Consider the following 21,398-nt stretch of genomic DNA (forward strand, 5'->3'; position numbering starts at 1 on the left):
CCAATTTACGTATCCTTAATACCTCGCATTCGTCGAAAAATGCCGTTACCGTCAAGGTTACCACTCAGAGCAAAAGTCAGTTTAAGTATTCTTCATAACGAATTTGCCATTCTCTGCTGTTCACCGTGGTTAAGATCTGCCGATTGATGGGCTTAGTGAGAGGGCTGTTTTTTGTCATTATGATGGAATAGTTCTTTTGGTCTAGGTCAAGGGGTAAGACAGAGACACCTTTTAAATAGCCAGATTTTATGAGGAACTGCATTTCTTCTTTATTGTGTATAAAGGCATCCAATCGTTTTTCCTGCAGACTTAGCATCACCTGGCTCCAAGAAAACAATTGCTTGCTGTCTTGAAGCTTATGCTGCTGTAAAAAGCTTGCCACGCTCTGACCTTTCAAATCGGAATTCAGTGCATTCAAGTAAGCGATTTTCTTACCAGCCAAATCATTTACATTGGAAATCTGTGCCCCTAAGCCTTGCAGGGTTAAGGCAGAAGTCAGTAAAGCGGTTACGATGGAAACAAAGCTGACACCAAAAAACATTAAAATAATGACCAGCACTTGCCCGGCTCTATGCTTCACTTCAAAAGGGCTGCCCTGCCCAGAGAAGACCAACAATGTGGACCAAATCATGGCATTGAAAAACCCTTTTAATGGCCCATCAGTAAACAAGGGGTTGAGGTTTTTATTTTCTGCCTGCCAGTACAATAAAGCCGTGAACACCATGATAGACAACAGCACCAGTAAGACGAATAGGGTTTCCATGATAGGGAAATTTTGCACCAGACGAATAAGACTCGCCCAGCCAGACTCTTGCGCAACCAATACGCCAATGTGACCTTGAAAATAACTGTGAGAAAAGTCGGCCACCCCTTCCACTTCGGCATTGGGTACAAAGGGCCCCAGTACCACATCGATTTCTTGCTGATTGAGGGCAGTGATCATGTCTTGATCATCGACAAATTCCATAAAGCGATAAGACAGTTGCAAACAATCCGCTATTTCTCGCCACAGGTCAGCTCCAATTCCAGTCCAGCCAGCATGATCAATGGCGGAAGCATTGGATTCATAGATAAAAGGAGGGGAAAATTTTACGCCAACGTTAAGGGGAGCCGTGGTATCTATCTTGGTATCTAAGCAATCTGCTTGGGCTATATGGGAGACACCCAGCACAAGCAAACTGATCGCAAGAATGAGACGAATCACTCTCATGCATTTCCTCCCGAAAAGTAGGCCCGCATTTGAGCGGGAGAATGAAAGCAAAATGTCGGCTGGTATCTGGCCAATTCTTCTATTTGATTGTAGCCCCACAAGGCCGCCGCAGAGGCAATGCCTGCGCGCTTCGCGCAAAGCAGATCCGTTGGCGCATCGCCTACCATTAAGGTGTTGTCTGGCGATGTTTCGTAGCGTTTCATGTAATCCAGTAATACACTGGGGTTAGGCTTAGCAGGTGCTTGATCGGATCCCATGACATGATCAAAATACTTCAACAAATCTAGATTGCGTAATATGTCTTTTGCTCGTCGCCCCTCTTTTCCGGTCGCCACACAAAGCGTTTTTCCTTGTGCCGTTAACATCTCTAATAACGCCTCTATGTGCGGATACGGCAACACATAATCCGCCAAGTATCGACTGTGCCGACTAAAATACGGCACCAGCTCAGTAGGAAGCCCTAGTTCTTCCATAATCTGCTTAAAACCTTTGCCCAAGTGCTTTTGATATTCGCGAAACAAAGCCTCAACGGAACGAGAGGCGATGGAAAAGCCAAAATAATCAAAAATAGAGGCCCTAAAGGCCATTTTCATGACCATTAAACTGTCCACTAAGACCCCATCCATATCAAAAATGAACAATTGATAATCTTCTTTACCTGGTGCCATATGGTTATCGTTATCAGTCTTAAGGTTCGACATACAACACCTCAGACACATCTTCAAAACGATATAACCCAGTTTCTTTGGCATAGGCCTGATAAATCGCGGGTAAACGGTTGTTGCAAAACTGTTTGACTTTGCGCGCTGCTAAGCCAACTAAAAACTGCTCCGCGCGTTTCACCCCACTGTCAACAAGCGCCACTTCTTGTCTACCTGACCGCATCAAATTGACCAGCTCTTTGCCTTGTTCTTGACCAGCAATCGCCACTGTTATCATGCCGCCGTCATCAACAAAGTTGGTGCCTGCTCCTAACACCGGATACTTGGCATTGGCCATGGTCCAATGGACCAATTGATTGGCAGGCACAAACTGATTACTGCCGGCCTGTGTTTTGACTTGCTGATAGTTGGCAATGAGCAACATGGCTTGGTTGGCATTCGCAATGTCTACCTGCTGCTTCCATTGATCAAATGTGTCCACCGTTGCAGGTTCAATGAGTTGCAAAGGAAACCAACTGTATTGACGAAAGCCGACCACTTCTCTTTGTGCTGTTGAGGAATTATCGTTTAGTGGTAATACCGCCGTTGCTCTTTCGTCACCGCAATAACGACTCAAATCCAATAAGGTTTCAGACAGAGAAAGAAAGTTTTTATGCTCATAAATACCTTGTGTGTTCACCGCGTCAAAGTAGCCATATGGCTTCACGCTGTAATTCACGCCAGCGAAGACAATCTGCGGTAAAGCATCCCAGTCTTTTAGGTAAGTTTGTTGATAAAAATCGATATTCTGATCTGGGCAGTCCTGACGAAATAACTGCTCTGCCAGACTTTGCTGTGGGAAGCGTTTATCTTCATAGGCCAAATAGTGCGCTCCGATGAGCTGCTGAGCCAAGTCATCCACCAATAGAATGTAATCCGGTTTCCAATCATTGATGCCATACAGAACATCCCTAGTGGAACGACGGCGAAAGTTACAGCCATTATGGTTAATTAAATCCATATAGTGAAAGCGCACCTGCGCCGCAGGCATATCGCTTTTTAGCTTACTTAAAATGCCTTCATCAATTGAGTTAACCCAACTTAAATCCGTATTGTAAGAGTGAATCACGTACACCCTTGGCTCATTCTTTTTATGTTGAACCACCAAAAAAACAGTAATTAATACGATAAAAAGAATGGTTAATTTAATGGCGTTATTCATCATCTTCATGCTGTTAATCTCCTTAAATCAATGCTTGTTGCGACCAATAAGCTAACGAAGCGCATAACGCGACCACCCGGGCAAAACAGAACCAGATATTGGACGTCAGGAAGGCTTTCTGCATGTCTTTGTGTAACAGCTTTTCATCGCTTAACGCTGAACTCACTTGTGCCGAGACACCATGTTGGTAAGAAAATATAAAAGATTCACTGAGTAGCAGGAGGCAAAATCCCAATACCCAGGGCGACATAGCAGAACCCCCTGAGACAGAAATCAAGACACTCATTAAAATGACAAAAGTCGGTGGACCGGGGAAAAATAGGCGAACCCCAAATACCACCAAACTGAGTAATACAATGCCAGCAAGTGGGCTGGTTGATATGTATGTACCCAACCATTTCAGGTGTTCAAGGGCTAACAGATCCAAATTCAAATGCTGAATCATGGGCCCCCAAGAGACAATGGAAGCAATAAACAACAAGGTGGGCCAATCGACCCGGCTGCGCATATCTTCGATCGTTAATCCATCAAAAAGAAATAGGGTCATGGCGATAAATAATGCGACCCAAGCCAACTCTATATGATGCAATGACATGCTTAAGATGGCCCCCACTAATATCATCATGGATATAACGGCACCTTTCTCTTTGTTATCCAGCCCTCCTAGAGCGGTTAATTCTTGCTTTAATCTTTCAATTTCACTGTTGGAGACCGTTTCCTCATGACGACAGCGCCAAAACATCCACAGCACATAAAAAATCAATAAGACGACACCGGCAATAAAGGTACTTTGCAGCCAATTTCCCCACTGGAAGTAAAACCGGGTTTGCATATCCAAAAAGCCCAACATTACGAAGTTAAGGGGATTTCCCGTTAGAAAAACCGTGCACAATAAAAAACCACCCTGCATCGAACTGATTTGCAGTGTCGCGTGGCGATGGGGATTGTTAGACAATTTCGTTAAGTCCAGCGCCAGAGGTGTCATGATGGCGGAACGTCCTAATGGTGAAGGAATAAGAGAGGATAATGACGCCCCCAATCCAAATAAAATGAAGGGTTGCGTAAAACGATTATTGGGTAAGTGGGTGGTCAACCATAAAGATACCCTTCTCGCCAAGCCAGACGTACTCATCATGGCGGCAAATAAAAACATGCCGAGCACTAAAAAAATGACATTCGAACCAAACCCAGCCATCACCACTTCGCGTGGTGCAATATTTAATACTACGGCTAAAATGGTCACTAAGAGAGAGGGTACAAAGTTGGGCGTGAGCCTAAACACCCACATGCTCACGGCACCAACAATCAGTGCCAAAAAAGTCACCCCCTCGGAACCGGCCAAATCAATAACCTGCTTAGGCATATTGAAAAACAAGTATAAGGGGAGAGATAAGGTCACCAACCAACCAATCAGCTTAAAAAGGGTATCCTGTTTGGTTTTGGATTCTAATTCAGTGGATTTAAAGCTAGGTTTATCAAGAAGATCATTCATAGCATAGTCTCTAATCATTCATTTAAAAGATAAAACTATCTTCTTAAATGACTAAAGATATGACTTGGCGAAAACACGTAAAAATTATGATTATATTATCTAACCATCTTCCCCTTCATTTTGATTCACTTATTCTATAGATTATAAATAATCTCCCTCGGCATTGTGATCACACTATCCATTAAAATTTTCCATACTGACTGTCTATTTAATAGAAATTTTTTAAGATTTGAAGGTGTAAAAATGTCTTAAAATTATCACGACCATTTCTATACAGATTAAAGAATGGTAAAAAATTAAATTTACAAAAAATAACAAATGATCAACGTCGATTGATATTCAATTAACCCACCACTTTTATACTTTATTCATTGTATTAGCCTAGGATAGCCGCGTTTTTATAATAGGAAGCGCTGTCCATTCACATATTTCACCGCATATTCAATATGAAAAACCAATTATAAAACCTAAATTGAGATCTAGGATTAAAGCTCAAACCTAAATCATAAAAGGAATTACATTATGATAAATGAGCTATCCTATAATTTTATAGCCCCTAATGATTTACGCGTTACACCAAAAAATTTCACATCGCAAGGTTATCAAAATTACCCAATTCTCGGTCATTCTGATGCTATTATTCGAGTGAAAAAGCAAATTGAATTCGCTTCAAGGCTTCCTTTTCTCATTTTTCTTTCTGGTGAGAATGGCTGTGAGAAAGCCGCCGTTGCATGGCATATTCATCAACGAGACAGAAAAGAAAAAGGTAAATTCATCTGTGTTCCAGTCAATTTAATTGATACTGAATCATACAAAGCGCACTTATTAAAAAGCTTGCTGTTAGCAAAAGGCGGTACTCTTTATATTGAAGATATTGATTATTTGAGTGACAGCAACAAAGATGTCTTGATCTCTCTTTTGTCACGTGATGATTTTTTCATGAAGCTGAGTCAAGATAAGATTCATCTTGTCATTTCAAGCTCTAAAAAGGACCTTTCCCATCCGTCGCAGCAATGGATGTATGATATTTTTGGCGCGACCACTCCTCAATTTCATTTTCACCTTCCTCCCTTAAGAGAGCGACCGGAAGATATTCCCGAACACATTGCTTATATCTTATCTAGTTTAGAGATAAAATTGGATATTACAGACTCTGCCTTATCTCTACTACAGCAATATGATTGGCCAGGCAACATCATCGAGTTACACCGACTAACCCTCTTTCTCGCATCCTTTTGTGGCAGCGAGATTACCGCTAAGCAGATTTTGGATCTTGGTATTATTGATGTCACCTCTCCCCCCTTCAAAGACGAGCTGATTAATAAACTTCTCAGTCATCAATTAGACGGTTATGATCACCTTCATCCTAGTATTCAGAAGTCGCTAAACTTCCTGAGCCTTCATTTTCTGGATGAAATTTGTCTAGAAGACGTTGCCGCATCCGCTTTTACTAGCCCATCTCATTTGTCTTTTCTTTTCAGAGAACATTTAGGTACGTCCTTTAAGCCATTACTAAATCAAATGAGAATCGAATTTGCCAGACGTAAAATCGCCAAATCTCCAAATCAGAGTATTACTGATATTTGCCTGCAATCCGGGTTCGGTGATTTGAGTCACTTTGAAAAAATGTTCAAACGTTATTCTGGTTGTACCCCTAGAGAATTCCGTAATCAACAACGCAAAAAACGTAAGCAAGCTTACGTCTCTTAGGAAAAATTGAAGGCTCAATCGTGAGAAAATCTCTGACGCAAACGTCAGAGATTTATTATACCAGCGGTTGATAGCTAGAAATGAATAGCCTGCCATCACAAGCATTCTTCCACTATCTTTATCATTCCATACCAGTTTTTCCATACAGAAGACCCTAGGAAAAGAGACAGGCTCAAAACCAAATTCAATCAATCCTGCATGATCACCTACACTCTAATGAGTCTCACCTCTCTAATGAGTCTCACCTTGGGTTCGTCCGCGCAATCTATCTGGTCTATTTCCCCCTAAGTATTTAAAAACACCATGCTAATCAAAATACACAGCAAAAATACACAAGGCCAATACCATCTTCTAAGCCGAATGACATTCCTTTGATTCAGCAAAATACTCTTAACTCTCGCAGTATAGATCAAAGAACCGATCGCAATAAAAATGATCTGAAAATACGAAACAAAGTAAAAATACTCAATAAAAACAACACCCTGCACGTTCATCGAATCACGTAATGCCACATGGGAAATAACCAGAATAAAAAAGAGTGACGCACTGTATTGTAGCTCTGTTGCCGTACTAAACCCCCAAAGCGATTGCTTTTTGGAATCCTTCGTCCACAACAACAACATCCAATAATTCAATAAACTAACCATACAAAGCGGCATAATGTGACTAATTAATGGACCAGTCAGACTTCTTTGTATTGCTATTTTGAATTTTAACCCCGGCAAAACTTGTCTGTTCGGTACGCTTTCCTGATGATAAGTAAAATAGCTCCTTTCTATTTGCCAACCACTAATATCACGAAAGCTTGAGGACAAACCTGGTAAATCTTGCGGCGCCATACTAGGGTAATGCTGAAACATGGGTACCAATAGGGCCTGTTGTTGAGCATTGGGTAGCAAGGTAATAGTCAAAACATCTTTATCAAATGGAAAAGATTGAGATTGAATTGTCTGGGTCAAGATGGCCACAAAATGCCATAACTGATCTGAACCTATTTGCCTTTGTAAATGCCAGTCACTTTGTAACGCATCTTTAATTTGTAATGGCGTTACTTCGGCTTGGGAGTCTTCGACTAAAACGGTACCCGAAACTCTTATTTCATTGGCATCCAATAAATCAATATTTTGTATTGCTAATTGCAGTGGCCAAGCAATTTCATCCAGTAATTCAGATCCTTCTTCTCTTGTTCGACGCCAAGCCAATTCAACACTTTCACGGTCCACCAACATGGTCTCACCTTCTATCAGTGGAATGTCTTCCATTGCGTGATACCAAACAATCAGTAAAAAACACAATAAACTGGCTGATAAGACGATATAAAACCGCTTAATCATTGAGCTAGGTCGGCGAAGAAGGATACAACTAGAGAGAAAAAAAATCCCCCCAGTCACGCAGCAAAATAAAACTAAATAACCATACCATGCTAAAAATCCTTGCTTAGGCTGCAATGATTCAGCATCCATCACTAAGCCTAAATTGGCTTGTAAACTCTCAACATAACGTTTCACCATCCATTGCTCTCTTTGCGTCACTGGATGTTCAAACGTCATTAACTGGCCACGAGGAAATTGACGAAATACCGTAGACAATAAGGTGTCTTGAGGTAAGTTCAAAGATGAGATATTCCTACCTGACAAACGACTATCTGGATAAACCAAAACATCGCCATAATCGTCAATCAACACTGCAAAGCTTTGACTGCCAAGATCCATGTCATTTATCACTCGGTTAATTCTTCTCGTCAGCTCTTTAGACATCATCTGAGTCTGCTCACCTTGGGTATGAAGAAGGTCATACTCCGCTATTACCTCATTGAGCTGTGCCACAGAGACGTCACTTTTTTCCACCAATTCTTTGCGTAGACTGATTTCCAGCGCTGCTTGCCATTGAAAAGCCCACCAGGTTAACAAAGCTCCGACAAACCAGAATGTCAGAGCAATCCAACGATAATGATTATTATGAAGCTGATGAATTGATCGTCGCGTTTTCATCAATATCTTCCTTTGATTTTTGGTTTCCTGTCACCTTGTGGTAAATCCGGTTCATCAGGTTAAACAGCAGTTGAATCACTAAGCCACTAATGAGAAAAATGGCTACTACAATAAGATAAACAGGGAGTACTTTACTGGTCTCCCCCTGCAATGCTATGTAGGTATTAGCGGTTGCCATGAGTTCATTAACACCAATTACTGAAGCCGTTGTGGAGGCCATCAAAATAACCATAAAAAACTGCTTTAAGCCCGCCATAGAAAAAGCCAGCTGCTCTTTTAGCGTCAATTCAAAAATATCGCTGTAATATCCCATCACGGGGATGGATAAAGCCAGCACAGCTTTTGCTAACGGCGGTATTGAGCGGCTTTCACCCAACCATTCAAACTGCGAAGGAACCATCAAAGTAAAATAAAACAGCAACACGAAACTGGGTACATTACAAAATACTGAACGCATTATTTTTAAGAGGTAACCACTGGTTTTATTCGGGAAATTCGCTAAATAACCTAATATGAACCCCAATGAACAGCCCACTAACATGGCCAAAACAGCGATAATCAGGTTATAGAGATAGGCATTGATGAAATCCAAAATAACCGAGATAGGTATGTCAGCAAACATCATTTCTCCTCCTGCATCGCTAAAGTGGGCACACTTGATGTAGGGCGAATCTGTGCCTGATGTTCTAAACGTACTAATAGATAATGAATTAAGTAGGCAAAAAACATCACTTCTAAGTAATAAAAAAGAGCCAATAAACTCATTAATAAAAGTGGATAGCCTGCCCCCGACACTAGACTATTGATCACGAGTACCGCATTGGGTGACGCCAATACACTGGCCATCCCCGCCGCTTTCGCTAAGTTCACTAGATTTGCTCGTACTCCTACCTGATGCTGTAAATACAAGTCTAATAAAGGCACGTCTTTGGGACGACCAGAAGTCACCAGATTATTAATTCCTGCGGCGGTATACAAAGACAGCACCAGTAAAGAAATGACCACACCATTGAAGAAATGCGTTTGCTCAGAATTTAGCCACACGGGCAAAGCGCCAAAATACACTAAATACAGCATTAATATAGGCGGGATAGAACTCTGTATTGACGTAAAGAAAGCCACAACATGCCCTATTCCTAATGGGCCTCGAAGCGTGAAATAACTAAAAAGTGTCGCCAGTACTTGCGCCAATAACACAGCGATAAGGGTAAAAAAAGCGGTATGCAGTAGTGATTGAATCAGTCGTTGCGTATCAAACGCATCAAACGGCCACAGGCCTTTAGACTGTGGCATGGTCATTGCCAAAGGCTGATTTACACAGTCATGGGTATCATAGGCGCTGAGCATTTCTGCTCGGCACAACCACTGACCTGAGGCATCTTGACTGCGCCATAAGGTTTGCTGGTCCAGCAAAAATGATCGCTCAGGTAGTTGCCATTTTTCAGCCAATGCCAGTAACTTGCCTGAGCGAATTTGTGTTACTAAAAATTCAGATACCCACTGACTCAAAGCAGCAGATTCTAAGCCGTTGCGAGTCACAATGGACCAATATACAGGCAGGATGTTTTCCAAACCCAACTGATAATCTTGCCATTCAGGCTGATTAGAGAGGTGGAATAAAATACCACTATCATATGCCCAAGCGACGCACTTACCTGTCAATAAAGCCAATTGAACATCACGATTACTCATCATTATAATGGGCTCAATGCGATAGCTTTGTACTAACGTTTTATTAAAGTAAGCTCCAGCAGTAAGACACACGGGTTGACCAATTAAATCTGACCATTGCGTAATTTGTTGCTGATTGTGCATTAAGACACGCACACCACTTTCAAAATAATGTGGGTGAATCAGGTTAACTTGATAGCGTCGCTGCAAGGTATCGCCCACTGTGGCAATCAATATATCCACTTCCCCATCGTTAAGTTTACGAAAACGATTAGTCGAGCTAACAGATTTAAAAACCACATCAATGTCGTTATCTTCCGTCCCTAAATGCTGCGCCATTAAAAGGGCTAAGTCAGGTTCATAGCCAGCATTACTGCCATCAATTGCTAACATTCCCCATGGCGGATAATCGGTTTTGACACCCACCACTATGCGCCCTGATTGACGTATTTCTGAGAGCAAATCATTTGCTTGAACAACATAACAAACAAAGCATAAAAGCCACCCTACCAAAAGTCGTAGCAAACCTTTCATGATGGCCTCCTAGCTTCCACTAAAATGCCATAACCCAGCCATGCAGGTAAAAAATCACATAAAATACGATCAATTTGGGCGATAAGAGGAGAATGAATCACCCATTTTTCCGGCAGAATGCTTTCCGCTTTAATACGCTCAATCTTATAGCCAACGGCTTTTAGCTCATCATGAAGTTCTCGTGCGGTGTAGAGATGATAGTAAAGAGATATCGTAGCATTGCCTTGGTGCCGTTGATAAAAAATCCCCTCTTGTGATTGTCGTCGACTACGCCATTGTCGCCACCAAAAACGCCGATACTTGTTTGGAACAGACACCATTAAAAGACCATAATCTGGTTTTAACTGCGCCAATATCCAAGCCAGTACCTCTCTTCGGTTAGTTCGTCCCTCTATATGCGCCAACACTCCAAATAAAAGCATCGCCAAATCAATATTGTCTTTAAGATTCACGTTCGATTGTAATGACTCACGACAGCAAAATAGCGACACTCTACAGGAATATAGACTCAACCTCTGTTTGGCTTGCTCAATGGCAACTTCACTGACATCCAAACCAAATGCTTTCGACAGAGAATGTTGTAAAATTGGCAGTAAATAGCGCCCATTGCCACAGCCATAATCTAAAATCTTGCCACTTTCTAATAAGGGGGCGACATGGGCTAAAATTCTGTTGGTAACATTTGGGTTTGCTCTTGGATAACGATCTTCATACAGACCATTAGAAAAGTATTTGTTATAGGCCGTTGCCATCCATTGCGTATTGCTTTCGTCCACTATTATCTCCTGAAAAATCATCTATATGACAAAACCCATTTGGTCTTGTCTCCAACTATCCTAAACACGACATTGGATAATTACTGCACTTCCATTGCAGAAATGCGCTGACATTCTTTACCACTAAACAGCCCAAGAAAGATGCGTATTGATTCTCTAAAATCTGTTTTTCAGAAAAAGGGTTATTACATCAAGATTGAGCAGGAATACTCGGATCTTTCAATCAATCTTAATAAGAAAATATCGAAACGGATCGATGCATTTGCACTCTTGTTGATGACCCTTTTAGGTTTCAGGAAGGTGCGAACAAGTCCGCTGTCTTAAAGGTTCTTTGATAGATCAAGTTTTGAAGACGAATCCAAGTTTTCTCATAACGAATCGTGACAACATCCTCATAAGATAAGATTCAATCACACGGATTTAGTTTTGGTTTAATGGCTGAATTTAGCTTTTTAAACTTTAGAAAGAAACCTTAAGAAATACAAGTTCAAAATAAAAATAAGAAAACAAATATAGACTGGAATTTATTTTTTTAAATAAAAATGGCAAAGCAAGTAGAGGTAAGGTTTATTTTTTTGAAAATGGGATGAAGGCTTATTTCCCAACAGCTCTCCCCTTCCGATTTTCTATTCGGTGATCCCATCAATATTGAACACCCTAAAACAGGTAACCAAAAACAGGTAAAATGAGGAAACAACTTTCCCTCATTCAACCAAGTTTTTATACGCCGACATCCCTAACCTGACTAGGTCGCTTTATCAGTCCCAGTGGCATCCACTATTCCCTAGATGCTGTATTTAAATTGTCTTCACATTGCTCAAGATCGTAAGACAGTATCAGGCTAGAGAAGGCTGAAAAAGCGACTCATTAGAGCAGACTCTGCACTAGTTTTTCTCACTATTAACGAAAAAGGAGACGAAAATGTCTGGATTAGTTTCAATGGCCCAGCAGTTTAGTGGTTTACCGATGAAATCTCTTCTCGGTGCCCCGCTAAAAGCGGCAACCGATGCCAACGGCATGATGGCACGTACGCAAACTCAGTTCATGTTAAGTACCTGCTTTGACAAACAAGGCGATGATTTGGAACCCATTATGGTGTCCTTCAACATCACTCGTTCGATTGTTAAAGCGGACGGTACCGAAGCAACTCCGCCAACCGCGACGGTAAAATTCACTCTGCCTTTGCTGACGCTGATTCCGCTCAACTCGTTGGCGGTGGATGATGTAAAAGTGCATTTTGAGATGGAAGTGAAAAGCTCCACGTCAAAAGACAATGAAAGCAGTCAGGAGCAAGAAACGGCTGCCAAAGCGGACATCACAGCGAAATATAATGCGGGCCTTTTCTCCGTCGAAGTACACGGTTCTGTTTCTCATAACAGCAAGTCTTCTTCTTCTCAGAAAGAGCATTATGAAGCCTCTAACCAAGCCAAGTACGAAGTGGATGTTCATGCCGGACAACTGCCACTACCAACAGGTGTAACCACCATTATTAATGCCTTCACTAAAAACATCGATCCTATCATGTTGAAGGATGAAGCAACGACAACACCCGCTTAATAACAGCGTTACCTTAAGGAGTAGTCTGGAAGCGAACCGATCTCGCTTCCTCTTATAGTGTCCTAAACTGTCGATAGGAAAAAAGAATGATTGAATTTCAAGCTTTGATGCGCGCCATTCACAAAAGTGTTAAAGATGCCGCTAAATCCGTTGAGGGTGAAACCATCGATTTCATTAAGCGATTCTTTGATGAGGAAGAACGAGACGATCCGAAAGATCCATACAATACCGAACCGGTATTACGCCCCAAAACTTGCGCCATGGAGTTTCCCAGTCGCACTGCAGATGGGATCGAAAATGTCACCGCTGAGATCCCTCTTTTGGCACTTTGTCCTATCTCTGCACCACGCATCACCGAAGTCACATTCTCGACCGAGCTGGAAGTGACCACCAGCAAAGACAATAAACTCATGGTGTCTTTTCCAGACCCAAACAAAAAACGCAGTCTTATCGGGAGAAATAGTAATGACAATCCCGACTCTGCCAACACCAAAATTGAAATCACCTTAACAGGGAGCGAGCCGCCAGAAGGCTTAAAACGCCTTATCGAAGGTTATGAACGAGCCTTGAGGGCACAAATTCCAGGCTAACTCAGGTTATTAGATGATTAAAAGGAACACCCTATGGCAACTAAAAGTATCGCAAATCAATTTTCTGGATTGCCAATGAAAGCACTCATCGGTGCTCCCCTTAAAGCCGCCACCGATGCCAATGCCATGATTGCGCAATCTCAAACACAGTTCATCATCAATAACTGCTTTGAAAAGGCGTCTGATGACGACGAAGACTTACGTCCCATTATGATTAAGTTCCAATTGGAAAGACAAATACTATCACCTCAAGGCACGCCAAGTACTACGCCCATTAAAATGGGTTTTGCCGTTCCGCTGATGACCTTAATTCCAATTAATTCCTTAGCGATTGAAACATTAAAAATCTCTTTTCAAATGGAAGTCAAAAGTTCGAGAGAATTTAGCAAAGAAACCACGTCAGAACGCAGACAGCGCTCTACCAGTAAAGGAATGACAAATGCTTATAAGGCACACGAATTCGACATCGAACTGCATGGTTCTTTATCAAGCAAAAATAAAGACTCTGGTGACTCTTCTACGGGAGCAAATTACGAAGTCAACCTTACCGCAGGACAATTACCTTTACCGAAAGGTATGACCGCTATTTTGGATATCTTCACTAAAAACCTAGCCCCCCTACCAGCAAAAGATTAGCTTAACTGCCATAACTTAACTGCCATAACTTAACTGCCATAACTTAACTGCCATAAGGAGAAACAAGATGAGTGTTAAAACCGAAATAAAATGCCCTGATTGCCAATCCCCCATATTCATTGAGTCTACTTTACTTTTAGCGGGGCAAAGCTTTAAATGTTCCAATCCTAAATGTCACACTTCGGTTTCTCTGTCTTTGTCCGAAACACAAAAAGTGGCTCAGGCGTTCAACAAATTTGAACAAATTCGTCAGGATGCCGTAGTGCAAGCACAAAAATGCCAATGACAGACTATCGATAAGCAATCCACGAGTCAGCGAATCCGTATTACTTGTTTCTTGTATTTTGTGTAAAGATTTTGCATTGATCTTGCCATAACAATCAGTTACATTGATTTACAAACCATTATTTCGCAGAAAAATGGTTTGTTGTTCAATACCCAACCCCAATATGATATTTGAAAGGAATTCGTTGTGACAAAACTGCCTAAATCTTTCGCCTTTGTGCTTACCTTTGTATTCGCTGGTCTAGCCACCTCAGCCAACGCCATCGAAAATCGTAAAACCCTTTGTGTACATGCCGAGAAAACTCGCGTGATTGAAGTGGTTTATCCTGAAGGGAACCGCCTTCCTTGTGAAGTGCAATACACTAAAGGAGATACAACCAAAGTACTCTGGAACGCCAAAAATAAAGCCGGCTATTGTGAAAATAAAGCCGCTGAGTTTGTCGAAAAACAAATTGGCTGGGGCTGGTCTTGCAACCTAGTTGCAGACAATACCATGAAAGAGGAAGCAACGGCTCAATAACCTCTTTCCCTCATTTTCTAGTTTATTCAATCGACAAAACGGCCAGACATTCTGGCCGTTTATATTCATCTTAATGAAGTCCTATCACCTCTTGATCTCTGTACAATATTGACAAATGTTATTAACACGATAGTTTATTTACGCTTTGCTTCGAACCTTGAATACGTAATATGAATTAGGTGACATTCTGTTGATATTACCACCTAGCTGTTCGGAGGAAATAGATGAATACACCCAATCAAATCAATGAAGAAACGTCCTTATCAACGCCTTCTCCTCATTCATCTCTCTCTGACAATCCCCCTCCATCTGTTGGCCTATCACCAATAGAAAGGTGGTTTTCTCAACTTCTCAAACAAGCAGATATTCAAGTAAATGGTCCTAATGCTTGGGATCCTCAAGTCCATAATCCAGATCTTTGGAATCGCATATTAAGAGAAGGTTCGATCGGTTTAGGAGAAGCCTACATGGAAGGCTGGTGGGATTGTCAAAACCTTGAAGAATGTATTCGTCGCTTAATCAGTGCGGAATTAGATCGCAAAATTATTAAGCGCAGAACCTTATTCACACAATGGCTAAAAGCCAAACTCTTTAACCGACAATCGGTCAAACGTGCTTATCAAGTTGGCGAGCAACATTATGATGTCGGAAATGATTTATATCAGGCTATGCTAGACCCAACCATGGCCTATTCCTGTGGTTATTGGGAAAATGCCGATAACCTCCATCAAGCGCAACTCAACAAATTACGCCTCATATGCCAAAAAATGCATTTACAAACAAGCGACTCTGTCGTTGAAATTGGCTGTGGTTGGGGAAGTTTTGCTGAATTAGCGGCCCGAGAATTCGGTGCACATGTGACCGGTGTCACCATTTCCAAAGAACAGGTAAAACTCGCCAAAGCACGCTGTAAAGACTTACCTGTGGACATCCGATTAATGGATTATCGTAGTCTCGAAGGTCAATATGATAAAGCGGTTTCCATTGGCATGTTTGAGCATGTAGGACGCAAAAATTATCCTGTATTTATGCAAACCGCTCATCGTTTAATAAAAGACGATGGTATTTTCTTACTGCATACTATCGGCAGCGATATGAGCTCACAAGGCACAGATCCTTGGATTGATAAATACATATTTCCAAATGGGGTCATTCCTTCATTAACCGATATCAGTGAAGCCGTTGAGCCCTATTTTGTGATCGAAGATGTGCATAATTTTGGACAAGATTACGCCAAAACCCTCCTCGCTTGGCAGCAAAATGTTGATCACCATTGGACGAGCTTGCAAACCAAATACAGTGACCGCTTTTATCGCATGTGGTCTTATTACTTAAAAACTTGTGCAGGTGCCTTTCAAAGCCGTTCATTACAGCTATATCAAGTGGTATTACGTAAACGTCGAGTGCCTTTATCTCGTTATCAAAGCCCTAGATAGAATTGAGCACGTCGCGGTGATAAGAATTTGGGAGTACACCAAGCATAAAGTATTAAGGAAACCGACTCCCTCTTGGCGCTCGCTATTCCTCTGGCCCCCATGCCAATGGTAAATAAACGCACTGCCACAGGTTGAAGCGCGTCTATTAAGTGTATTAACAGTGCTGCATGGTTATCGCTATCAGTAGGAAAACACACTTTTAAGGGCGTATTGCCAAGTGTTCCTAGCCTCTTTATTTTCCTTTGTTGTGTAAAATTCATAAGAAGCTTAAGCCAACGGAATAACATCATCTTAACAACACGCGAAAGAGACGTACTCAGCACAGTACCCATATTAGTTTTGATAATCAAAACAATAGGATATTCCAGAATATAACGTCTCTTATATGATTTTTTGACCATCAAAAACACCGCAATTTTCTTAACTTTCGCCAAGAGAGTCCATGGCATTCGCCTGACAATAGCCTGACATCATCACAAGGCAGGCTAGGAGAGACAATATGGGTAGGAATTTCACGGATAAGTCACAGATTTCTCAGGATGGTAAAGGTATCTGTGGTTTCACGCACATGATTCAATTGTTAATCGACAATAATAAAATGACGTTAGAAGACTTTGAACGACTTTATGGCAGCAGCACAAATTTTGCCGAGCATTGGCTCAGAACACAAATTGAGCAGGACAGATTGGTTGGCTCAGATCAAGTGGTAACCGCCCTACAAAATTCACTCCATTATACTGGCGATTTTGGCTGTCAAAACAGCAAGATGACACTGAATCAATTATTGACTGTCATTCATTGGGACTGGACAAAACACTCGGGGTTTGCTCTGACTCCTGAAGCCATATGTGACTATATGGACCAAAAGTATCGCCTTAAGCTGGTACTCCAAATGTTCAATCGATATCCGACGATTAATGAACTTTGGCAAACCAAAACCCGCCACTTAGGTGAAGGGATTTATGGCATTATAAAAGCCGACGGTGCTGGCCCTCAAAAAGATAAAATTCAGCATTATGTGTACATCGACAAACAAGGTGAACTGATGACTTGGACAGAAACTGGGGATGCTGCAAAAAGGAAAATTAAAGCTCACGGCTTTGAACACGTTGTTGTTCGGCTCTCCCCTCAAAAATAACTGGCACCTCAAAAATAACTGGCACCTTAAGAAGAGCGAAAAAACACAAGATCACTTTACGCCTACTTACACTTAAAATCAGGCCAGTAAGTACTTAAAATCAGACCAGTAAGCTTGCACTTTAAAAGCTAAAATTCAGCTAATCGAAAAGCCGCAATTTTATGTACTTCCCTCATGGCTCGCTCAAACTCACTTTGCCAATCATTTGGGGTTCGTTCAAGGAAGCCTTGCAAAATTTGCATTTTATTGGCCCCTTTGACTGCCATGATAAAGGGAAAACCAAATTTACTACGGTAGTCATCATTCAATTGAAGAAAGTGGGCCAACTCTTCCTCACTGCACTGATCCAGACCTGCACCGGCCTGTTCTGACTTAGAGGCATTCGTTAATTCTCCTGAAATAGCGGCTTTGCCAGCCAAATCTGGGTGCGCTCTTAACAATAACAACTTTTCTTCATCTGTACTCTGATCAACAATCTGTTGCATAGCCGTTTGAATCTTATCCATGCTGTCATAAACGTCTGCAGGGTATTCCCATTTTAACCGCCAAAGTTGCTCAGCAACCCAAGGAGAATGCTCGTAAACACTGCCTAACAGGGTCACAAATTCACTTTCATCTGCGGTAGTAAGGACAACTTCTTGCAACGACATTCTTTTCTCCGACTTTTATGCGCGTGACTCGTCTCTGTATTGATCTAATCTGACATCGATAACCAAAATCGAGTCACGTGCAAAACTTCACATCGCCATAAAACATATGGCACAACTATTATTTAATATGAAACAATGCTTTCATTATGATTTCAAGCAACAAGCGCAGTGCCTACAAAAAAATAAAAGTATTCACTGCATTACACTCATAAGGATCAAACATGGGTTATCTCACAACACATATTTTAGACACCACCAAAGGCATTGCGGCCAGTAAAGTAGAAATTAAGCTGTATCGTCATGACGATAAGAACAATAAAAATCTGATACACACCACCAGATCCAATGATGATGGTCGTTGTGATACTCCACTATTAGAAGGTGAGGGGTTCAGCAAGGGGGTGTATGAATTGGAGTTTGGCATCGAAGATTACTTTGCTCAGCAAGGCATTGAATTGCCTCAGCCAAGCTTTCTTAATGTGGTCACCATTCGTTTTGGTATCAGTGATGAAGCGGCGCATTACCATATTCCACTCTTGGTTTCGCCCTATTCCTACAGTACCTATCGCGGTAGCTAACGTCGTTCTCATGCAAGCCAATAGCACCAAAATAGGTCATTCGCACCAAATTGATTCGAAAAATACGCTATTCAAACTCAATAATTCACTTTATATGAGTCATTTTTTTGTCCGCTTGTTCAACAATTGCTTTCCCTTAAGACGGATAAAACAAAGGTTTCATTAATTGCTTTATGGAATCATTTGTTTCATGGCATATTTATTGCGAATACCTTGATTGCGAATCGTGATGGCAATAAAGGATTCCCGATTCCGAATAGACACACAATCTAGGTCTCACTTTAGTAATGAGGTAATAACAAGATGAAAGCATTGATCATTGGCGCTGGCATTGGTGGTATGTCTGCTGCAGCGGCTCTTAAACAACAAGGAATTGAATGCGACATCTTTGAAGCAGTAAAAGAAATTAAACCCGTTGGCGCCGCTTTATCTATTTGGTCGAACGGGGTTAAGTGCATGAATCATCTTGGCATGGGCCATATCATGGATCAACTGGGTGGCCCTATGCATTTTATGGCTTACCAAGACGGCTTATCTGGCGCAGTAATGACACAATTTAGCTTAAGTCCATTGGTCGAAGCAGTTGGTGAGCGCCCTTGTCCAGTTTCCCGTGCCAATCTACAAAGCCAAATGATCGATTGGTGGGGCAAAGAAAAAGTACAGTTTGGCAAGCGAATTGAATCGGTTGAACAAAGCGCTGACGGCGTCACCGCCTACTTCGACGATGGCACACAAGCTTCGGGTGACGTTATGATCGCCGCTGACGGCACGCACTCAAAGGTTCGAGCCCATGTCTTAGGTTATGAAACAGAGCGCCGCTACGCAGGTTATGTGAATTGGAATGGCTTGGTAGACATAGACGAAGACATCGCTCCAGCAAACCAATGGACTACCTTTGTTGGCGAAGGCAAGCGCGTCTCCATCATGCCCATCGCTGACGGCCGCTTCTACTTCTTTTTTGATGTGCCGTTACCAAAAGGGCTGAACGAGGACAGAAGCAGCGTCAAACAAGATTTGACCAGATACTTTGCAGGTTGGACTGAGCCCGTGCAAAAACTCATTGCAGCCATTGATCCTGAAACAACGAATCGTATTGAGATTCATGATATTGAGCCTTTCGACACCTTAGTAAAAGGCAAAATTGCTCTGCTGGGAGACTCAGCGCACAGCACCACACCCGACATAGGACAAGGCGGCTGTTCAGCGCTTGAAGACGCGGTGGTACTTGGCCAATGCTTCAGTAAAAACACCGACATTGAAAACGCATTGCTTAATTATCAATCGGAACGACGTTTCCGTGTTAAAGATTTAGTTTTAAAAGCCCGTAAGCGCTGTGATGTAACACACGGAAAAGACATGAATGAAACGCAAGCTTGGTACGATGAGTTGCGTCACGAAACAGGCGTCAACATCATAGAAGGCTTACGTAACACCATAGTAGGTGGGCCATTGTCTTAGTAGGATCCACTGTCTTAATAGCTTGAACCTCCTCCAGTATGCTTGCTGGATTCCTCAGCCTACCCTTGATGATCTCTCGGGTAGGCTTTTTTTATCATTTTTTACACACCATATGCGCAATCAATAAAGCTTGAGTGGCTATTCATGGCCAGGTTCTGAATAATAATTTCCCTCAAAGGAAGACGAATCAAGCTATACTCAGGCCAGTAAAATAACAAAAATGCAATCATGGACCGAGTATAAGGTCTTTGTATAAAGGGAAAAGCATGCCATTAACCGATCTTTCGCAAGTTAAACAGATCCACCTAAAGCGCGAAGGCATTCGTGCAAACATTCTCACACTAGGCGCCAGCATTCAGTCTATTCACCTTGATGATCATTCACACTCAGTAGTACTTGGCTCACCCAACTTCGCAGATTATTTGGGTTCATGTCGATATTTTGGGGCGATTGTTGGTCGTGTTGCCAATCGTATTGCGCACAGTCGGGCTATGATTGGCGATAAAGAATATCTACTTACGCCATCATCACCCAGCCCACATCAATTACACGGTGGACCAGCTGGTACAGATTGCAAAAATTGGCGCATTATTAAGCAAAGTGGTGATGCGGTTCAGTTACAAGTAACGTTAGAAGACGGAGAGATGGGCTATCCGGGAAGAATGCAGATTCAAGTAGAATATCAATTGATTTCACAGGGATTACAAATGCGCATTCAAGCCACTAGCAACCAACTTACCCTTTGTAATATCGCTGGACACAGTTATTTTAATCTGGACGGACAAGGCAGTATTTTAGATCATCAACTAAAAGTCGCCGCTGATCATTATTTACCTGTTAACGACGATTTAATTCCCACCGGAGAGGTCACTCCAACTCGAGGAAGTGCCTATGATTTCAATCATATACGGACTATTGGTCGAGACGATTACTTAGGACTAGACACCCATTTTTGTTTGTCTTTAGCGCCAAGAAGGCTGCAAGAAGTGGCTGTACTGAAAGCGCCTTTAACTGGTATTAGCATGCATTTGCTGACGACCGAACCGGGCTTACAAATTTATGATGGCAGACACATTGACCTTGCGGCCAGTTCCAACATCAACCAAGGCCCTCTTAGTGCTTACGCAGGCTTAGCCTTGGAAGCTCAACATTGGCCTGATGCGGTTCATCATTCTCATTTCCCTCCTATTCTCCTAGCAGAAGGGACTATTTATGAGCAAACCACGCAATATCTATTTCGCTAGAAACATAAAGCCATAAGAAAGGGGCCTAACATTCGGCCCCTTTCTTGTTACTTGATTCT

Annotated in this window: 21 protein-coding genes; 11 read left to right on the forward strand and 10 right to left on the reverse strand. The window is 41.9% G+C overall.

Annotated features, from left to right (window positions below; all coding sequences use genetic code 11):
- Positions 1-76 precede the first annotated feature (76 nt).
- From ACXAH2_RS02620 to ACXAH2_RS02635, 4 genes are read right to left on the reverse strand one after another with little or no spacing between them, the layout of a single operon-like run.
- A complete protein-coding gene (locus ACXAH2_RS02620; RefSeq protein ID WP_475076445.1) occupies positions 77-1,210 on the reverse strand; it encodes a transporter substrate-binding domain-containing protein in 1,134 nt (377 codons plus the stop codon).
- Positions 1,207-1,911, reverse strand: a complete 705-nt coding sequence (locus tag ACXAH2_RS02625; protein WP_475076447.1) for an HAD family hydrolase — start codon at positions 1,909-1,911, stop codon at positions 1,207-1,209. The genes ACXAH2_RS02620 and ACXAH2_RS02625 overlap by 4 nt, the downstream gene beginning before the upstream one ends.
- Positions 1,898-3,082, reverse strand: a complete 1,185-nt coding sequence (locus tag ACXAH2_RS02630; RefSeq protein WP_475076449.1) for a hypothetical protein — start codon at positions 3,080-3,082, stop codon at positions 1,898-1,900. The genes ACXAH2_RS02625 and ACXAH2_RS02630 overlap by 14 nt, the downstream gene beginning before the upstream one ends.
- A 13-nt stretch (positions 3,083-3,095) precedes the next feature.
- Entirely contained in the window at positions 3,096-4,565 is a 1,470-nt protein-coding gene (locus ACXAH2_RS02635; RefSeq protein WP_475076451.1) for an SLC13 family permease, read from the reverse strand.
- 522 nt (positions 4,566-5,087) lie between these two features.
- On the opposite strand from ACXAH2_RS02635, the gene ACXAH2_RS02640 reads away from it, so the two are divergent.
- Positions 5,088-6,275 carry a helix-turn-helix domain-containing protein gene (locus ACXAH2_RS02640; protein WP_475076453.1) on the forward strand — a complete coding sequence of 396 codons (1,188 nt, stop codon included), beginning with the start codon at positions 5,088-5,090 and terminating at the stop codon, positions 6,273-6,275.
- Positions 6,276-6,559: 284 nt separating this feature from the next.
- Here ACXAH2_RS02640 and ACXAH2_RS02645 read toward each other — a convergent pair whose 3' ends face one another.
- The 4 genes from ACXAH2_RS02645 to ACXAH2_RS02660 are packed head-to-tail and all read right to left on the reverse strand — an operon-like array spanning position 6,560 to position 11,247.
- Entirely contained in the window at positions 6,560-8,266 is a 1,707-nt protein-coding gene (locus ACXAH2_RS02645) for a PDC sensor domain-containing protein (protein ID WP_475076455.1), read from the reverse strand.
- Positions 8,232-8,891, reverse strand: coding sequence for a hypothetical protein (locus ACXAH2_RS02650; RefSeq protein ID WP_475076456.1), 660 nt, complete (start codon positions 8,889-8,891; stop codon positions 8,232-8,234). The genes ACXAH2_RS02645 and ACXAH2_RS02650 overlap by 35 nt, the downstream gene beginning before the upstream one ends.
- Positions 8,888-10,471, reverse strand: a complete 1,584-nt coding sequence (locus ACXAH2_RS02655; RefSeq protein ID WP_475076458.1) for a transporter substrate-binding domain-containing protein — start codon at positions 10,469-10,471, stop codon at positions 8,888-8,890. Before ACXAH2_RS02655 ends, ACXAH2_RS02650 begins: the two co-directional genes overlap by 4 nt.
- Positions 10,468-11,247: a class I SAM-dependent methyltransferase gene (locus ACXAH2_RS02660; RefSeq protein ID WP_475076460.1), complete on the reverse strand. Its 780-nt coding sequence runs from the start codon at positions 11,245-11,247 to the stop codon at positions 10,468-10,470. Before ACXAH2_RS02660 ends, ACXAH2_RS02655 begins: the two co-directional genes overlap by 4 nt.
- 921 nt (positions 11,248-12,168) lie before the next feature.
- On the opposite strand from ACXAH2_RS02660, the gene ACXAH2_RS02665 reads away from it, so the two are divergent.
- The 6 genes from ACXAH2_RS02665 to cfa all read left to right on the forward strand — a co-directional run bounded on the left by ACXAH2_RS02665 (position 12,169) and on the right by cfa (position 16,271).
- Positions 12,169-12,804, forward strand: a complete 636-nt coding sequence (locus ACXAH2_RS02665) for a DUF2589 domain-containing protein (RefSeq protein WP_475076462.1) — start codon at positions 12,169-12,171, stop codon at positions 12,802-12,804.
- Positions 12,805-12,890: 86 nt separating this feature from the next.
- On the forward strand, positions 12,891-13,394 hold the full coding sequence (locus tag ACXAH2_RS02670) for a DUF2589 domain-containing protein (RefSeq protein ID WP_475076464.1): 504 nt from the start codon (positions 12,891-12,893) through the stop codon (positions 13,392-13,394).
- Positions 13,395-13,427: 33 nt separating this feature from the next.
- On the forward strand, positions 13,428-14,030 hold the full coding sequence (locus ACXAH2_RS02675; protein WP_475076466.1) for a DUF2589 domain-containing protein: 603 nt from the start codon (positions 13,428-13,430) through the stop codon (positions 14,028-14,030).
- Positions 14,031-14,097: 67 nt separating this feature from the next.
- Entirely contained in the window at positions 14,098-14,316 is a 219-nt protein-coding gene (locus ACXAH2_RS02680; protein ID WP_475076467.1) for a hypothetical protein, read from the forward strand.
- A 186-nt stretch (positions 14,317-14,502) separates the two neighbouring features.
- Positions 14,503-14,835: a hypothetical protein gene (locus ACXAH2_RS02685; protein WP_475076469.1), complete on the forward strand. Its 333-nt coding sequence runs from the start codon at positions 14,503-14,505 to the stop codon at positions 14,833-14,835.
- 224 nt (positions 14,836-15,059) lie between these two features.
- The gene (cfa, locus tag ACXAH2_RS02690; RefSeq protein WP_475076471.1) at positions 15,060-16,271 is read left to right on the forward strand and encodes a cyclopropane fatty acyl phospholipid synthase; all 1,212 of its coding nucleotides are present in this window, start codon (positions 15,060-15,062) and stop codon (positions 16,269-16,271) included.
- On the opposite strand, the gene ACXAH2_RS02695 is transcribed toward cfa, so the two are convergent.
- The gene (locus ACXAH2_RS02695; RefSeq protein WP_475076472.1) at positions 16,256-16,705 is read right to left on the reverse strand and encodes a hypothetical protein; all 450 of its coding nucleotides are present in this window, start codon (positions 16,703-16,705) and stop codon (positions 16,256-16,258) included. The genes cfa and ACXAH2_RS02695 overlap by 16 nt on opposite strands.
- Before the next feature lie 65 nt (positions 16,706-16,770).
- Between ACXAH2_RS02695 and ACXAH2_RS02700 the strand changes: the two genes are divergently transcribed.
- Positions 16,771-17,409, forward strand: a complete 639-nt coding sequence (locus ACXAH2_RS02700; RefSeq protein ID WP_475076474.1) for a hypothetical protein — start codon at positions 16,771-16,773, stop codon at positions 17,407-17,409.
- Between the two features lie 128 nt (positions 17,410-17,537).
- Here the strand turns inward: ACXAH2_RS02700 and uraD are convergent, their stop codons facing one another.
- A complete protein-coding gene (uraD, locus tag ACXAH2_RS02705; RefSeq protein ID WP_475076476.1) occupies positions 17,538-18,059 on the reverse strand; it encodes a 2-oxo-4-hydroxy-4-carboxy-5-ureidoimidazoline decarboxylase in 522 nt (173 codons plus the stop codon).
- Between the two features lie 221 nt (positions 18,060-18,280).
- Here uraD and uraH point away from each other — a divergent pair, with 221 nt between their 5' ends.
- The 3 genes from uraH (at position 18,281) to ACXAH2_RS02720 (ending at position 21,339) form a co-directional block, all read left to right on the forward strand.
- Entirely contained in the window at positions 18,281-18,637 is a 357-nt protein-coding gene (gene uraH, locus ACXAH2_RS02710) for a hydroxyisourate hydrolase (RefSeq protein ID WP_475076478.1), read from the forward strand.
- 303 nt (positions 18,638-18,940) lie between these two features.
- On the forward strand, positions 18,941-20,095 hold the full coding sequence (hpxO, locus tag ACXAH2_RS02715) for an FAD-dependent urate hydroxylase HpxO (RefSeq protein ID WP_475076480.1): 1,155 nt from the start codon (positions 18,941-18,943) through the stop codon (positions 20,093-20,095).
- A gap of 266 nt (positions 20,096-20,361) precedes the next feature.
- On the forward strand, positions 20,362-21,339 hold the full coding sequence (locus tag ACXAH2_RS02720; protein WP_475076481.1) for an aldose epimerase family protein: 978 nt from the start codon (positions 20,362-20,364) through the stop codon (positions 21,337-21,339).
- The last annotated feature ends 59 nt before the right edge of the window (positions 21,340-21,398 follow it).

The sequence above is a fragment of the Marinomonas sp. ABL3_031 genome (assembly GCF_056161265.1).

Excerpts from the sequence above, each read along its gene's own strand:
- ACXAH2_RS02620 (WP_475076445.1), bottom strand. The coding sequence starts at position 1,210 with ATGAGAGTGATTCGTCTCATTCTTGCGATCAGTTTGCTTGTGCTGGGT.
- ACXAH2_RS02625 (WP_475076447.1), bottom strand. The coding sequence starts at position 1,911 with ATGTCGAACCTTAAGACTGATAACGATAACCATATGGCACCAGGTAAA.
- ACXAH2_RS02630 (WP_475076449.1), bottom strand. The coding sequence starts at position 3,082 with ATGAAGATGATGAATAACGCCATTAAATTAACCATTCTTTTTATCGTA.
- ACXAH2_RS02635 (WP_475076451.1), bottom strand. The coding sequence starts at position 4,565 with ATGAATGATCTTCTTGATAAACCTAGCTTTAAATCCACTGAATTAGAA.
- ACXAH2_RS02640 (WP_475076453.1), top strand. The coding sequence starts at position 5,088 with ATGATAAATGAGCTATCCTATAATTTTATAGCCCCTAATGATTTACGC.
- ACXAH2_RS02645 (WP_475076455.1), bottom strand. The coding sequence starts at position 8,266 with ATGAAAACGCGACGATCAATTCATCAGCTTCATAATAATCATTATCGT.
- ACXAH2_RS02650 (WP_475076456.1), bottom strand. The coding sequence starts at position 8,891 with ATGATGTTTGCTGACATACCTATCTCGGTTATTTTGGATTTCATCAAT.
- ACXAH2_RS02655 (WP_475076458.1), bottom strand. The coding sequence starts at position 10,471 with ATGAAAGGTTTGCTACGACTTTTGGTAGGGTGGCTTTTATGCTTTGTT.
- ACXAH2_RS02665 (WP_475076462.1), top strand. The coding sequence starts at position 12,169 with ATGTCTGGATTAGTTTCAATGGCCCAGCAGTTTAGTGGTTTACCGATG.
- ACXAH2_RS02670 (WP_475076464.1), top strand. The coding sequence starts at position 12,891 with ATGATTGAATTTCAAGCTTTGATGCGCGCCATTCACAAAAGTGTTAAA.
- ACXAH2_RS02675 (WP_475076466.1), top strand. The coding sequence starts at position 13,428 with ATGGCAACTAAAAGTATCGCAAATCAATTTTCTGGATTGCCAATGAAA.
- ACXAH2_RS02680 (WP_475076467.1), top strand. The coding sequence starts at position 14,098 with ATGAGTGTTAAAACCGAAATAAAATGCCCTGATTGCCAATCCCCCATA.
- cfa (WP_475076471.1), top strand. The coding sequence starts at position 15,060 with ATGAATACACCCAATCAAATCAATGAAGAAACGTCCTTATCAACGCCT.
- ACXAH2_RS02700 (WP_475076474.1), top strand. The coding sequence starts at position 16,771 with ATGGGTAGGAATTTCACGGATAAGTCACAGATTTCTCAGGATGGTAAA.
- uraD (WP_475076476.1), bottom strand. The coding sequence starts at position 18,059 with ATGTCGTTGCAAGAAGTTGTCCTTACTACCGCAGATGAAAGTGAATTT.
- uraH (WP_475076478.1), top strand. The coding sequence starts at position 18,281 with ATGGGTTATCTCACAACACATATTTTAGACACCACCAAAGGCATTGCG.
- hpxO (WP_475076480.1), top strand. The coding sequence starts at position 18,941 with ATGAAAGCATTGATCATTGGCGCTGGCATTGGTGGTATGTCTGCTGCA.
- ACXAH2_RS02720 (WP_475076481.1), top strand. The coding sequence starts at position 20,362 with ATGCCATTAACCGATCTTTCGCAAGTTAAACAGATCCACCTAAAGCGC.